General features: G+C 34.9%; 13 protein-coding genes and 2 tRNA genes. 7 read left to right on the top strand and 8 right to left on the bottom strand.

From position 1 onward, the window contains the following. The coding region (gene tpx / locus BN2628_RS14210; RefSeq protein WP_055100437.1) for a thiol peroxidase at positions 1-500 on the bottom strand (500 nt) is incomplete at its 3' end. A 22-nt stretch (positions 501-522) separates the two neighbouring features. Then, the gene (locus tag BN2628_RS14205) at positions 523-1,704 is read right to left on the bottom strand and encodes a peroxiredoxin family protein (protein WP_044228312.1); all 1,182 of its coding nucleotides are present in this window, start codon (positions 1,702-1,704) and stop codon (positions 523-525) included. Between the two features lie 84 nt (positions 1,705-1,788). Here BN2628_RS14205 and BN2628_RS14200 point away from each other — a divergent pair, with 84 nt between their 5' ends. Then, positions 1,789-3,273, top strand: a complete 1,485-nt coding sequence (locus BN2628_RS14200; RefSeq protein WP_044228315.1) for a DUF6056 family protein — start codon at positions 1,789-1,791, stop codon at positions 3,271-3,273. A 289-nt stretch (positions 3,274-3,562) separates the two neighbouring features. Here BN2628_RS14200 and metH read toward each other — a convergent pair whose 3' ends face one another. From metH to BN2628_RS14185, 3 genes are read right to left on the bottom strand one after another with little or no spacing between them, the layout of a single operon-like run. Next, complete coding sequence (gene metH, locus BN2628_RS14195; protein WP_044228318.1) at positions 3,563-7,258, bottom strand: methionine synthase; 3,696 nt, start codon at positions 7,256-7,258, stop codon at positions 3,563-3,565. Positions 7,259-7,288: 30 nt separating this feature from the next. Next, complete coding sequence (gene ruvC, locus BN2628_RS14190) at positions 7,289-7,846, bottom strand: crossover junction endodeoxyribonuclease RuvC (RefSeq protein ID WP_044228321.1); 558 nt, start codon at positions 7,844-7,846, stop codon at positions 7,289-7,291. Positions 7,847-7,849: 3 nt separating this feature from the next. Next, on the bottom strand, positions 7,850-8,155 hold the full coding sequence (locus BN2628_RS14185) for a DUF4286 family protein (protein WP_021929692.1): 306 nt from the start codon (positions 8,153-8,155) through the stop codon (positions 7,850-7,852). Between the two features lie 115 nt (positions 8,156-8,270). On the opposite strand from BN2628_RS14185, the gene BN2628_RS14180 reads away from it, so the two are divergent. The 5 genes from BN2628_RS14180 to BN2628_RS14165 all read left to right on the top strand — a co-directional run bounded on the left by BN2628_RS14180 (position 8,271) and on the right by BN2628_RS14165 (position 11,672). Beyond that, positions 8,271-8,344: transfer RNA gene (locus BN2628_RS14180), tRNA-Ala, on the top strand. A 441-nt stretch (positions 8,345-8,785) separates the two neighbouring features. Beyond that, complete coding sequence (locus BN2628_RS14175) at positions 8,786-10,024, top strand: two-component regulator propeller domain-containing protein (RefSeq protein ID WP_082002258.1); 1,239 nt, start codon at positions 8,786-8,788, stop codon at positions 10,022-10,024. Between the two features lie 20 nt (positions 10,025-10,044). Further along, positions 10,045-10,848 carry a ligand-binding sensor domain-containing protein gene (locus BN2628_RS14170; RefSeq protein ID WP_154668480.1) on the top strand — a complete coding sequence of 268 codons (804 nt, stop codon included), beginning with the start codon at positions 10,045-10,047 and terminating at the stop codon, positions 10,846-10,848. 34 nt (positions 10,849-10,882) lie between these two features. Further along, complete coding sequence (locus BN2628_RS17830) at positions 10,883-11,062, top strand: two-component regulator propeller domain-containing protein (protein ID WP_082002267.1); 180 nt, start codon at positions 10,883-10,885, stop codon at positions 11,060-11,062. Between the two features lie 136 nt (positions 11,063-11,198). After that, positions 11,199-11,672, top strand: coding sequence for a hypothetical protein (locus BN2628_RS14165; RefSeq protein ID WP_044228329.1), 474 nt, complete (start codon positions 11,199-11,201; stop codon positions 11,670-11,672). 166 nt (positions 11,673-11,838) lie between these two features. On the opposite strand, the gene BN2628_RS14160 is transcribed toward BN2628_RS14165, so the two are convergent. Beyond that, positions 11,839-11,914 (bottom strand) — tRNA-His (locus BN2628_RS14160). Positions 11,915-12,109: 195 nt separating this feature from the next. On the opposite strand from BN2628_RS14160, the gene BN2628_RS14155 reads away from it, so the two are divergent. Continuing rightward, positions 12,110-12,769: an HAD family hydrolase gene (locus BN2628_RS14155; protein WP_055097884.1), complete on the top strand. Its 660-nt coding sequence runs from the start codon at positions 12,110-12,112 to the stop codon at positions 12,767-12,769. A gap of 22 nt (positions 12,770-12,791) precedes the next feature. Here BN2628_RS14155 and eis read toward each other — a convergent pair whose 3' ends face one another. Further along, positions 12,792-13,823, bottom strand: a complete 1,032-nt coding sequence (gene eis / locus BN2628_RS14150) for a GNAT family N-acetyltransferase (RefSeq protein WP_044228333.1) — start codon at positions 13,821-13,823, stop codon at positions 12,792-12,794. A 31-nt stretch (positions 13,824-13,854) separates the two neighbouring features. Beyond that, positions 13,855-14,757, bottom strand: coding sequence for a DUF2156 domain-containing protein (locus tag BN2628_RS14145; RefSeq protein WP_044228335.1), 903 nt, complete (start codon positions 14,755-14,757; stop codon positions 13,855-13,857). Positions 14,758-14,856 lie beyond the last annotated feature (99 nt).

Below are 14,856 nucleotides of genomic sequence, written 5' to 3'. Positions count from 1 at the left end.
TTCTTCAACACTTCTATTACCGCATCATAATCAGGTTCCTGAGCAATTTCTGGAACAAGTTCTTCATAAATGATATTGAAATCTTCATCAATAACAACAACCGCACGGGCCAACAACCCGGCCAACGGACCATTAATCATTTCAACACCATACAATTGAGAAAAATTGGTAGCACGAAAAGCTGAAGCAGGAATCACATTTTCTATTCCTTCCGTCGTACAAAATCGACTTTGAGCAAAAGGCAAATCTTTAGAAACTGCTATGACCAATGTATTATCCATTTTCGATGCTAATTCATTAAATTTACGCACTGACGTTGCGCAAACCGATGTATCAAGACTAGGAAAGATATTCAATACCAAGCGTTTTCCTTTTAAATCACAACAGTTCAATTCGCTCAAATCAGATTTTACCAAATTAAAACATGGAGCTTTACTCCCTACTTTAGGCAAATCCCCATTGGTAGAAACAGGACTTCCTTTGAATGTTATTTTTGCCATACTTTAAATTTTATTAATTATATTATTGCATTATTGCCGATTCCAACTCATCTCTCAATTCAGGTGAATACCCTATATATATATCAGTAACTATTCCCACCTTATTCACAACAAAAACTGTCGGATACCCTACGACTCCATATCTCATTGCAACAGATGCTGCATTTGACACAACGATACCTGGACCGTTTAATTTTTCTCGTAAATCCTCATCTACCAACGATTCCCTATATAACGTCACCCAACATATATCAGTATCTTTTAATTTTTTGGCAATAGCCAATACATCATTACAAAAGCTACCTTCCGTATCCACAAATGCTAATACTACAGATTTCCCTTTGCAATTTTCCAAATCAAATCGACCATTACCAGACGCTAAAGGTAATGAAAAAAAAGGAGATTCTTTACCTTTTAAACTTTCTGCCCGATAATTACTATTTCGATACAATTGCATTATCTCAGATTTCTCTCTTAACAATCGTTCTTCAGAAAAAAAATCAGAAGGAAAATCTATATTTATCTGATTATCAAAATAGTGTGTTACCACTGTTTGTGAACCTATATGACCTGGATTATTTTCAATTTCTTTATTTATCGGCAACCCAGTATCAATATCAAATGTTATAAATAAAGAACGCATTAATTCTCCACTCCCCCATTCTTCTATCGCTAATGCATCTACTCTCCTTCCATCAACAATCGTATCTGGATATTCTGTAATTTTTGCAGTTGGATTAGATTTAAAGGTTTCCAACCGGAAAGCAAGCTCTTGGGGTAATTCTCCTGGAAATAATCCTGAACGATGTACTCCCGAAATCAAATGATTTCCTGAAAGGCGAGAAGTAAAAGGTACTGCATTTTCATCGACATGATATTCACGAAGACGACCATTGCCAAAACTGAAATAATTCCCATCAAAATAAGTCATAAAACTCCCGGAAAGTGTCGGATGTGTATCAGACTCTACTTCTATAAAATAGTCATATGGACATAATGTATCGTTTTCAGATACCCGACTTGACATATAAAGACGATAATGTACATCTTCATCAGTCATAGGCAAAGTCACATAAAAATCGGCTATTCCCCGATAATTTTTAATTTTATACAAATTGTTAATTATTTTATCAGTTAAACTTCCGGCAGCAAGAGAAACCGGAATCAACAGATATAGCACTATAAAAAGTTTCTTAATACCCATTATCCATTTCTTTAGATATTTATTATAACAAATTAAGATTTAAAAAGTTCTTTACCTATATTTGTTTTTTACTAATTTTGCTTTATGGAAACAAGGCAATCGGAAATATCAATTCCCAATAATAACATATCAACAAAAATAATTACTATAATTTGCTGGTTTATAGTATTATGTGCTATCATACCTTTATTTATGATTGCTCCGTACAATTACCCAGCTGCAGATGATTACAGTTTCAGTATCAACACTCACCAAGCTTGGGAAAAAACTCATTCCTTGATCCCGGTTCTACAAGAAGCCTGTGAAATGGTTAAAGAAAAATATTACCACTGGCAAGGGACATATAGTGCTATTTTCCTTATGGCTTTACAACCCTCCCTTTTCGGGGTACATGCATACACCTGGGTACCTTTCATTATTATAACCTCCTTAATACTATCTTATTTATGGTTTTTAAAGATACTAATTATGGATATCTGCAATGGATCTCGATATATATATCTTACAGTCTGTGCATGTCTGCTTATACCTACTCTTTTGTTCCCTGTCAATGGAGTAGAAGCTTTTTATTGGTACAACGGCAGCATTTTTTATGGATTTTATTTTGCATGCTCCCTTATTCTTTTAGGATGCATTTTAAAATCTTCTCTTGCAAATCACAAATTAATTTATAATATTATATGTATATTCTTATCTCTTTTTATCGGTGGAGGTAATTTTTCGACAGGCCTGACTCTTCCTTTAATAATTATTACGGCCTCTATATTTGCATTCATTCATAAAAAGAAGATTCCTACTGCTGCATATCTATCTGTTCTATTCCTTACAATAGGATTATGTATCAACATTATAGCTCCAGGCAATGAAATAAGGCAAGCCAATTATACCGATACACCAAACCCTATTATTGCAATCATTAAATCTATCTTTACAGGGGGAAAAAATCTAATACACTGGATAAAAATTCCCGAACTTATTGTTTTCTTAATATTATCACCTTTTGTATATCAAACAGCAAAAAAATCATCCTTTCAATTCAAATACCCCCTTCTCATTTCCATTATCTCTTTCGGAATTTATTGTGCTATGTATACTCCTCCCTTCTTCGCTATGAACAATGAAGGGCCTGGTCGTCTGGTCAATATTATAAAATACAGTTTTTTCTGGTTATTGCTAATCAACTTGTTTTATTATTGTGGCTACTTCTGTCGTAGAACCACAACATTTTGCAATAGTATTTGGATAAACAAAATGAAAGTATTCATTAATAAATATCCAGTACTAGCATATCTGACAATTACAATTGCATTGGGTTCTACACTTTTCCGTTCTGCATCATCAACTCATAATGCAGTAGAAATTCTACAAAATGGAGATGCCAAACAATATGGTAAAGAGATGAAAGAACGTTATCTTCTCTATCAAAATTCTGATAAAGAAATCATAGTAAAACCATTATCTGTAAAACCTCCCTTATTATTTATTACCGATATTACCAACGATAAAAATCATTGGATAAATCAAAATATCGCACTCTACTTTAATAAAGAATATATAATTTCTCAATAAAAAACAAAAAACAATATCATAAGAACTGTTATCTTTATTACATAACCTTTCATTCTTTACACTTCCAAACTCAACATTCAGAATAACCATATTTGAACTCAAAAATGGAGAAACTCATCAATATGCCAAAGAAACAAAAACAGAGAAATATTATATTTAAACAATCAAGGAATATCTTCGTAGATGAACTTACAATAAAATCAAGAATCTGTCTATATTAAAAAAATAACCAAGCTACCTTTATAAAAACAAATAAAAGGCTCTTATAACTCTATCCTCAAAACAAAATTTATACAGACAACCATTTGTAAGATTCCTCAACAGTCATGTTACGCAACCGACAATACCAAGCACGTTGTTCATCATCAATTTTCCCTATCAAAAAATAAGTCGATTGAGGATGAGCAATCATCAATCCTGAGATTGTAGAATTTGGCCTCATCGCTCCATTTTCAGTCAAAGAAATTCCTACTCTTTCAAAATCTACAAGATCTTTCAAAACAAAACTCAACGACTGATCCGGAAGTGAAGGATAGCCCACTGCCGGACGTATACCCTGATAATGTTCTTGCAATAAATCCTTCATCGATAAATTTTCTTCAGGGACATATCCCCAATATTCTTTTCTTACTCGATAATGTAGCAATTCTGTAGCAGCCTCTGCCAATCGGTCTGACAAAGATTGCAACAACAAAGCATTATAATTATCATCAATTTCTTGATAATGTCTAATCATCCTTTCTATAACTTGTCCAGACGTGACAGCAAATGCCCCTACATAGTCCATACGCATCTTATCTTCCGGCATTACAAAATCTGCCAATGAATAGTAAGGTGTATCCACATCTTTTTTCTCTATTTGCTGACGCAAGCATGGAATCTCAATAAGCTCATTTCCTTTGTGCAAGACAATTGCATTTTCCCGAGAATTAGCAGCAAAAACGCCAAATATAGCTTCTATCTTTACATCTCCTAAAGCTTCTAATTTATCAAGCATATCATTGGCTTCCTTATATAATTGCATAGCCTCTATAGCTCTTGGTCTCTCTTCTTCAGAAAACGATGACAACCATGTAGTCTTACAATGGCTACACTCATCGATAGCAGTTATTGAAGCATATTTCCCTCCAATTTTCCAAGTATTGAAAAAATAAATCCAATTAATATATCTCCGTACTTCCGCAATAGAAAAGTGACACTGTGTCAACTCCCCAGGACCGAATGGCTCCACGGGAATATAACTATCCCAATCAATATAGATACGACGTTCCTGAGATTTACATAACGATACTAAACTGACTTTTTCCCCTATCGACTGCCGCAAAGCTTCTTGTTCTTCCCACAGTTTCTCTAAATAAACATTCCGTGTTGTCTCTCCTGCCAATTGTGCTGCAACCAAAGGGTCTTGCGATGCATCTTTCACATGTATTACTGGTCCGCTATAACATGGAGCTATTTTTACCGCTGTATGCAATTTTGATGTGGTTGCACCACTTATCATCAACGGTATCTTTAGTCCAGCTTTCTCCATCTCCTCGGCTACATGGCACATTTCCTCAAGAGAGGGCGTTATCAATCCGCTCAAACCAATATAATCGACATCTTCCTCTATGGCTTTACGTACAATTTCTTCAGTAGGAACCATCACCCCCATATCTATAATTTCATAATTATTACAAGCAAGTACAACTCCAGCAATATTTTTACCTATATCATGCACATCACCTTTTACTGTCGCTAACAAAAATTTTCCAGCTTTTAAAGATTCCGTGTTCTTTCCTTTTTCTGCTTTTATATATGGTTGCAATATTGCAACAGCTTTTTTCATTGTTCGAGCCGTCTTTACAACTTGAGGCAAAAACATTTTACCAGAACCAAACAACACACCAACTTTGTCCATTCCACTCATCAAAGGACCATCTATCACTTTCACAGCTTTGCCATATACTTTTATAGCTTCTGCAAGATCAGCCTCCAACCCTTCAGATACACCTTTGATTAAAGCATATTCGAGCCGCTCATCTAAAGACATACCGGTACGTATATCAACTTTTTCCTCCTTCTTCCCTTCGTATTCCCCTTTTAACTTATCAGCCAACTCAATCAAACGTTCCGTCGCATCAGGAGTACGATTCAATACCACATCTTCGATTACAGTCAATACATCTTGTGCAATATCACTATAAGTAACAGTCGCAGCCGGATTTACAATTCCCATGTCCAATCCTCGACCAATAGCATGATAAAGAAAAACTGCATGCATAGCCTCTCGGATATAATTATTTCCACGAAATGCAAAAGACAAATTGCTGATACCTCCGCTCACTCGTGCACCCGGAAGATTTTTCTTAATCCACTCTGTGGCTTCAATAAAATCTACTGCATAATTTACATGTTCTTCTATTCCTGTTGCTATTGCCAAAACATTAGGATCAAAGATTATATCTTGTGGATTAAATCCAGCCACATCTACTAACAAACGATAAGCCCTTTCACAAACTTCGATTTTTCGAGCAAACGTATCAGCTTGTCCCTTTTCATCAAAAGCCATAACAACGACAGCTGCCCCTAACCGCCTAACTTGGCGGGCATGGGAAAGGAATACCTCTTCTCCCTCTTTCAAACTTATAGAATTAACTATAGACTTCCCCTGGACACATTTCAGTCCAGCTTCTATAACGTCCCACTTGGAAGAATCTATCATTAAAGGGACTTTCGAAATTTCAGGCTCTGATGCTATCAAATTCAAAAATGTAATCATTTCAGACTTTGCATCAAGCATAGCATCATCCATATTAATATCTATAATCTGAGCACCATTCTCCACTTGGGTACGTGCTATTTCAAGAGCCTCATCATATTTTTTTTCATTTATCAAACGTAAAAACTTACGTGATCCGGCAACATTGCACCGTTCTCCCACGTTTATAAAATTGTTTTCAGGACGTACTTCTAATCGTTCCAACCCCGACAACCATAAACAATCAGGAGATTTTACCGGACGACGTACCTCTGCTCCTGCAAGTAATGTACTATACTGTGCAATATGAGCTGGTGTCGTGCCACAACAACCACCGATAATATTCACCAAACGTTCATCAATAAACTCTTTCACTTGAGCTGCCATCATTTCCGGAGTCTCATCATATTCCCCAAATCGATTAGGCAAGCCTGCATTAGGATAAGCACTTACATAATAAGGAGCTATAGATGAAATCTGCTTCAAAAAAGGTTTCATATCATGGGCTCCAAACGAACAATTCAACCCGACCGATAATAAATTAGCATGTTGCACTGACGTTATAAAAGCCTCTAATGTCTGTCCTGAGAGCGTACGTCCTCCCACATCAGATAATGTAACTGACAACATTACAGGAACCTGCGTATCTGTCTGTTCCATCGCCAATTCTGCAGCATAAATAGCAGCTTTAGCATTTAATGTATCAAATATAGTTTCTATCAATAATGCATCAACTCCTCCCAAAAGAAGTGCAGTCATCTGTTCTTTATAAGCTGCTACCAGTTCATCATATGTCAATGCCCTAAACGCTGGATTATTTACATCTGGAGACATCGAACAAGTTTTATTGGTAGGACCCACCGAACCAGCTACAAAACGCGGCTTTTCCGGTTGGGCTTGAGTATATTCATCTGCAATCTCTCGTGCCAGTCGCGCTGCAGCCCAATTTATATCATAAACATACTTCTGCATGCCATAATCTGCCATAGAAACAGAAGTCGCATTAAATGTATTGGTTTCTATAATATCTGCCCCGGCATCCAGATACTCTCGATGTATCTCTTTGATCACCCCAGGCCGAGTAAGACACAGCAAATCATTATTTCCCTTCAGTTGTCCGGGAGTATCCATAAAAAGATCTCCGCGATAATCTTGTTCTGTTAGCCCATAACGCTGTATCATAGTGCCCATTGCACCATCCAGAATCAAAATCCGATCATTCAGTAATTCTGTTATACTTTTCATTCTCTAATAAATACTGACCAAAATTTTTACCTACTTTTTCACCTTTGACGGATTTTTCGCCATAAAATCTTTCCAACTAGTATATGTCTTTTCTGTCTGCGGACGGTTTGTTTGAAAAAAATGACATAAAGCTGCCGCTAATCCATCTGTTGCATCCAACTGTGGTAGCATATTCTCTTCTGAAATATGCAACATCCGTTTCAACATATCTGCGACTTGTTCTTTTGATGCACTACCATTACCGGTAATAGACATCTTTATCTTCAAAGGAGCATATTCTGCGATAGGGACATCACGAGAAAGAGCTGCTGCCATCGCCACCCCTTGAGCTCGTCCTAACTTCAACATCGACTGCACATTTTTCCCAAAAAATGGAGCTTCTATGGCCATCTCGTCAGGATGATACTGGTCAATAAGTCCCTGCACTCGCTCAAATATACGATGTAAACGCATATAATGATTCTCAAACTTACTCAACTGCAATACCCCCATAGCCATCAATTGAGGCTTATTATCCAAAACCTGTAATATGCCGTATCCCATTACATTCGTTCCCGGATCGATTCCTATTATAATTCTCTCTTTCATCTATCAGTCTATCACCTCGAGTAGTGTATTAAAACCCACAACCCTATCTCCAAAACGAGATACCAAAGCCTCTGTCAATTCCACTCCCATCTCTTTATACCACAAAGATAAAGCCTCTGTATCCTGTACATGGAACTGAAGAGAAAGGCTACTACCATCCTCTTCTCCCGTGGTCATTACTCGACACAATTGGGGTTCACTAAGTTCCTCCCTTCGTAGAGCCATCGGAATATAATTCTCTTTTAACCAAGCTATAAAAGAGGCCTCCAGCTCATCATCCACATGATATGTTGTATTAAATATAATCATACTTACAATCCTTCTTACAAGGCACAATATGTACCATACGACAAATGTAAAAAAAACTTCTCGATTTCGTTGCCTTTTACAAAAATCATTATATCTTTGCACTGCAAAAATATAAGGGGCATTAGCTCATCTGGCTAGAGCGCAACACTGGCAGTGTTGAGGTGAGCGGTTCGAGTCCGCTATGCTCCACAAAATAAAAGGAGAAATTTAAACTTTCTCCTTTTTTATTTCCATAAAACACAGAATACCAATTACACTTTTACTTATTATCTAAAAAACAAACTAAAAAAATAGTTTCAGCTATTCTTTTTTAATAAAAAATGTTATCTTTGTATTAACTTATAATCACTTTTCAAATACCTAATATCATGAGAAAATAACATTACAAACTCATTATTAAGTATTGACATTCGTCCAGAACCAAACAGTTTCGTAATCGTTGATATTTATGATTTAAATGGAAATAAAATAGCGACTATCTACAATGGAAGAACAACAAATTCCCAGGTAAATCAACAAGAATGGAATTATGAAAATATACAACCTGGAATATATCTCTTGTTCGTTACATAGTGAATAATCGGATAAATATCAAAAAAATTATTATTAAATAATAAAATCAGACTAGCCATGAGAACTTCAATGGTCCCCCTAAAAATTATAATAGTTTTAGTTTCAATGCTATTTCTATTTCCTGAAATTATTATTTCACAACGAAAGGCCTGTCAATTACTCAACGATGGAGAATTCCTTTGGCTAAGTATCAACGATCAGTTAAACAAATACAACAAAAATACAGGAGAATTACTAACTTATAATGCCCCAGGAGGTTCTTTAGGTAAAGACAAATCTGGGAAAATATGGATTATGAAAAAATATGGAGAAATCTATACATTTGATGGACAAAATGCAACTCCATACACAATAAAAGGGCTCAACCGGAAGGAAAAACACAGCTGGGTAAACAACTCATTTCTTGTAGGAAAAAATAACGGCAAATGGATGGGATTACTCTTTGAAACCAATAACGCCTTCTTAATCCAATTTGACGATTTAGGTTTCAATAAATGGAACTTCAATACAGTCGGAAGCTCCGTTTCCATTCTTTCCATGTTAGAAGACAAAGAGGGCATCACCTGGTTTAGTGGATATAATGAAATATCACCTCCTTGGAGATGGACTTTTGGGCGTTTTACGAAAACTGGAGGGATAATAACTTACAAAGAATTGCAATGGCTATCCATTACCGCAATAGATGAAGATTCTGAGGGAAACCTATGGATGTCCACTAACTACAACCAAAATCTCCTCTTAATAAAATTTGACCGTCAACATTTTTCCTATATTAAAGACTCTGGACCTGGAAACCATTATAGTTTAGTAATAGATACTTATAATCACAAATGGTTGGGTAATATCGACGGTACATTAACAAGATATGATGGAAAGCAATTTACCACTTATAGTCATCCTGAACTGACACAGACAATCCGTGATTTGGTCCCAGATGAAAATGGGTACATTTGGATATTGGCCGATAACAAGTTGTTTTGCTATAATCCGTCAATAGATAATATCCAAAAAATAGACTTTCTGTTATCGGGGGAAGAATATTTTACTACAAATTCAGAACATAAAATATACCCAAATCCCTCAACCCATCAAATCACAATAACTGGAGAAAATATACTTCAAGTTAAAGCTTATGACATGTCCGGTCAATTTTTAGGAAAACATATCGAAAACTTTGGAAAAAAATCTGTTACAATAGAACTATCTACATTAGGTATTACAACAAAAGGATATTATGTTCTCTGCATAGAAGAGAATACTTCAATTTACCATCATAAAATTCAAGTGAAAAAATAAGAAATTATAAAATAAATAAAATGAAAAGAAAAAGAATACTCCAACTCCTAATAACATTGATAAGTATGCACTTCTCAACATATCTTTCATCGCAATCAATTATTGTAGATGACCTATTGGATGATGGTGAATACTTATGGATTTCTTCCTCTACAGGACTTATTAAATATCAAAAACAAAATACAGCTACTATATTATATACAGAACAGGATAACGGTATACCTCCAGTATTGACCAATTTGTCTAAAGATGAAGAAGGAAATATATGGGGTATTTCGCCATTTCATGGAATTATCAAATTTAATGGAAAACAATGTTCGTTTTACAACAAAGATAATTCAGAATTACGTGATAACACGGTGTGCAACCATCTATATATCGGGAAAAATGGGGACATATGGGCCGGCCTCATAGGAGGGACTGACTTAGTTCAATTTGACGGGACAATCTGGAAACGATATAACTTGACTTCTACTTATATATATGCCTTTCTTAATACAATTTACATAGATAAAGACCAAACTTTATGGCTTGGTGGCTTTTGTGAAGAAAAAGATGTTAAAGGCACTTGGTCCTTAGCAAAATTGCCCTTATCAAACATAACAAAAGGAATCACTCCTGTAAATATTTCTAGCATCGGCATAAAGGATATAGAAATAGATAAACAAGGGATTTTTTGGATTATTTGTGAAAATTCATTTTCACTCGAAAGTTACAATCCGACAAATGGTGAATCTCTCGTATTTAAATTACCAGAGTCTGATTACCCAAATGTAGATTCTAACAATCAGATTATAATGTTTTCTGACATTGCTATAGAGTAAGTATAATAATAAATGGCTATGTACATATCAAAAAATTTATAAATATGACGGGAACAATTTTATTACTTATACACATAGCAAAATAGATGGATCAGTTCATTGCTTATCTTCCGATTCAAATGGAGACATATGGATAGGAACAGACTCCGGCTTATTTAAATACATTGCTGCCCAAGATAAAATTGAACCTGTTGAATTGAATCTAAACAAATAAGAATCATTTATTACAATAAACAAAAAGCATCAGATTTAAAATAAGATATATTTATTCCTTTAAAACTAAAAAAGCATAGAAAGTTTTTGCTATATTTGAGATAAATAATGATATAGATTTTTAATTCCATATAATTATGAAAAGATTAATTTTTATCACATTTATCTGCTTTGCTTCTTTAGGACTTACTAATGCACAAAAGAATGCAATAGGATTGCGGTTAGGTGCTGGTGCAGAATTGCTCTATCAAAGAGATTTAAGTGCAAAAAACTTTCTTCAATTTACTCTTGCTATACCTGACTATAACGGATTGTCTGTAACAGGCATCTATAATTGGCGCTGTTGTCAATGGAATTGGACTCCCAAAACTTGCGAATGGTATCTGAACGCGGGAGTCGGAGGAGCACTTGGTATTTATGATTTTGACGACTCAGGTGTATTAATTGGCATCGCGGGTTCATGTGCTTTCGGATGTCAATTTAAAAAAGTACCTATTTCCCTCGATATAAATTATCGTCCAGTTATCGGGGTTGTTACCAGTGGGCATAGTGAAGGCTTTTTTGACCCAGGATTCTGGAACTTTGGAATAGCCGCAGCTTACCATTTTTAAAATAAAACATCAGATTTTCCTATTTATACCCTATCTTTTATCTTTAAGGATAGGGTATTTATTATATTTGGAATCTATCCGTCTTCAAAATCAACTGACGCGATATAGGAATTTAATCAATAAAAAAGAGATTCACTCCAAGTAAATCTCTTTTAAAGGAAAGGGGGGGTGAAAGATGGGGCTCGAACCCACGACCTTCGGAACCACAATCCGACGTTCTAACCAACTGAACTACATTCACCATTTTTCAATTGCGATGCAAAGATATATTCATTTTTTGAATTATGCAATATGTTGCCATACTTTTTTGATTCTAAATAAAGGCTAAAAAAATAATCCATTAATTATATGATATTTACATGAAATTTATTTTATATACCTCTCAATAGAGGTAAAAAGAGAATTTAAAATAACTTTGCATTTTCAGATAAAAACTTATGAAAAAGCTATATTTATTTTTTGACTTAGACGGGACATTAACTGACCCAATGATAGGCATTACCCACTCTGTCCAATACGCTCTTGCATCATTTGGCATTGAAGAAAATGATCTTCATCAGTTGTGTACTTTTATCGGTCCTCCTCTAAAAGATTCTTTCCGTGAATTTTATGGCTTTTCTAATGAACAAGCAGAAATAGCATTAATAAAATATAGAGAATATTTTTCAAAAAGAGGTATTTTCGAAAATCAAGTATACGATGGCATACCTGCACTCTTAGCACAACAAAAAAAGTCCGGACGCAAATTGATGCTGGCAACCTCAAAACCTGAAATTTTTGCACGTCAAATATTAGACTATTTTAATCTGTCTCATTACTTTTCATTTATAGGAGGAGCCACCTTGGATGGAAAACGTTCGACTAAAACAGATGTGATACGATACGTCTTGAAATCCAACAAAATTGATAATCCTTCAGATGTAATCATGATTGGTGACCGCAAACATGATATAGAAGGCGCTCAAGCAAACAATATACAATCTATAGGTGTATTATACAGATATGGGTCTGAAAAAGAACTATATGAGGCAGGAGCCAATATTATCGTAGCTTCTGTCACACATCTTCAGAACATCCTAAATACTGTAATATGCTGATTTACTAATAAAAAGATTCAACTCATTCCAGCATCAAGCTCATATAGGGAATTAATCCCGAGTTTATCTCACCAGACTGACCGAATAACAAGTTAGCTAAATCAAATACATTTATCTCTTTGACAGAGTTATATGATAAAGCAGGTTGGTGTATACAAATACCATTATTTACCGTAAATAAACCATTATTTTCAGAAACAAACGCATCTTTTATTCGATAACAAAAAGATGCCTTCGGATGTGACGATGCATAAAAAGACAATAAGCTATATACATCTATAATACGCAACATCCCCATTACATACGATACGCTTGAATCCTTTGTTACAGGCGAAAAACAGTGTATCTCCATATTTGGGAAAATACCCCCCACAGTACATAATAGCTCAAGTTTTGCTTCTTCATCATCATAAATCCATTCCTTTACTATAACTCGTCCCGACCAAGGAACAGCAAACGCCATTCCTCGAATATCATTGTTCAAACCAGAAATGGATACAACCTTTCCTCCTGCCAATCTAAAATCCTCTAAAATCACTTTGAAATCATCAAACGAATGCTGTACACAGCAAGCTCTCTCCCTCATGTGAGTAGAAAAATAAGTAAACAGCTCATCTACCGTATGCTCTTCATATACAGGCAGAAATGCTGGTAAATCTGTATATATATCCTCTATTCTACGAAAAACTGAAACATATCCCATTCGCTGATAATATTCGTATAGCCAGTCTTCTGCAGGTATTAGAATAGAAAGTGGTATTTTTCTATTACGCATCACTTGAAAAGATTCTGACAGTAAAGTTTTCATCAACCCCCTCCCTCTATACTCGAGTCGTGTAGAAGCCCCAGAAATATAAGATGTCCGAACTTCTTTCCCCCAACATGTCATTGTATATGGTAACATTTGTAACGCAGATAAGACCAAGCCTCCTTCTACTTTTACCAATGTATTTTCATCACTATATTTAGTCGAAAAATACAGATTCATAAAATCTTCCGAATCATCAAAACAATTCTGCCATAAATCTCGGACCTTTTCTTTTATCGCATTCATTAACAATTTTATACATTAAATTTATATACACTCAGTCCTGTTTACACCGTATAGCTGCATTTTTTTCGAGCAAAATAGTCGGGTGGTATGATAACTTGGCTTTACGAAGCCCTGGAATACCCAAATCTTCTTCTCGATTTACATATAAATAATTATCAGGAATATGTCGAGCAAACTCCTGATTAATAACAGCATATATTCCATCTATTTCCGTATTCGCTTTCTCTACATGTACTCCAAATGTATCCGATGTTATAGGTGCACCAAATGTAAATGCTTCAATCTCATTGCCAATCCAAATAGCGCCTCCTAATATGCCTAACTCATCCATATGTTCAAGTGCAAATGTCATTGAACGACGTTCGTTCAGCAAATCCTCATTTTCGGCACAATCGTTATCTATGCACCATTTTGCTTCTAATTCCAAACATTGTGCAATCATATCCTGAGTTATCGAAGTATAACGATAATTATCATACTCCTGTCTGAATCTATTTATATGATTTCTCTTAGACTGGTACTTCTTCCCTACCAATCCAACGAGATTTTCTCTCAAATAAATATAATCATAATAATCTCTTTCCTGTATAAAACGAAATTCCCCGGGAAAAAGCTTCTCCAAATATAAAACAGCATCTGATGTAACTCCAAGTAAACACAAAGTATGCCCCATATCCTTTGCATCTTTTTCTAATAGTTTTATCGCTTCGGATAAATCTCCTTTTCCTAAAGGTAACATATAAGCCGGACGATTATCTTCCAACCAAAATCTTATCAGCAACATATTATTTATCATAACATATTCACTACCATACAAAAATTGCCAACTACACATATTAGCAAAGGAAAAATCACAATTGCGATACACTCCTTTCAGCGTAAAAGAAGTTATTATATCTCTGTCTTCTAATGAAATAGGTTTAAATTTTAGCATATATTATTTATGTAGTTTTGGGTTATAAAAGTAAAGCAAAATTAAATACTTCAAAAATAAATATTCTGCATAATCATAAATTTTCAATAATTTATAATC

Source organism: Gabonia massiliensis (genome assembly GCF_001403595.1).
GTDB classification, from domain to species: domain Bacteria; phylum Bacteroidota; class Bacteroidia; order Bacteroidales; family Coprobacteraceae; genus Coprobacter; species Coprobacter secundus.
Note: the sequence above shows the minus strand (reverse complement) of the source record. Positions and strands in the feature narration are given on the sequence as shown.

Excerpts from the sequence above, each read along its gene's own strand:
- BN2628_RS14205 (WP_044228312.1), bottom strand. The coding sequence starts at position 1,704 with ATGGGTATTAAGAAACTTTTTATAGTGCTATATCTGTTGATTCCGGTT.
- BN2628_RS14200 (WP_044228315.1), top strand. The coding sequence starts at position 1,789 with ATGGAAACAAGGCAATCGGAAATATCAATTCCCAATAATAACATATCA.
- metH (WP_044228318.1), bottom strand. The coding sequence starts at position 7,258 with ATGAAAAGTATAACAGAATTACTGAATGATCGGATTTTGATTCTGGAT.
- ruvC (WP_044228321.1), bottom strand. The coding sequence starts at position 7,846 with ATGAAAGAGAGAATTATAATAGGAATCGATCCGGGAACGAATGTAATG.
- BN2628_RS14185 (WP_021929692.1), bottom strand. The coding sequence starts at position 8,155 with ATGATTATATTTAATACAACATATCATGTGGATGATGAGCTGGAGGCC.
- BN2628_RS14175 (WP_082002258.1), top strand. The coding sequence starts at position 8,786 with ATGAGAACTTCAATGGTCCCCCTAAAAATTATAATAGTTTTAGTTTCA.
- BN2628_RS14170 (WP_154668480.1), top strand. The coding sequence starts at position 10,045 with ATGAAAAGAAAAAGAATACTCCAACTCCTAATAACATTGATAAGTATG.
- BN2628_RS14165 (WP_044228329.1), top strand. The coding sequence starts at position 11,199 with ATGAAAAGATTAATTTTTATCACATTTATCTGCTTTGCTTCTTTAGGA.
- BN2628_RS14155 (WP_055097884.1), top strand. The coding sequence starts at position 12,110 with ATGAAAAAGCTATATTTATTTTTTGACTTAGACGGGACATTAACTGAC.
- eis (WP_044228333.1), bottom strand. The coding sequence starts at position 13,823 with ATGAATGCGATAAAAGAAAAGGTCCGAGATTTATGGCAGAATTGTTTT.
- BN2628_RS14145 (WP_044228335.1), bottom strand. The coding sequence starts at position 14,757 with ATGCTAAAATTTAAACCTATTTCATTAGAAGACAGAGATATAATAACT.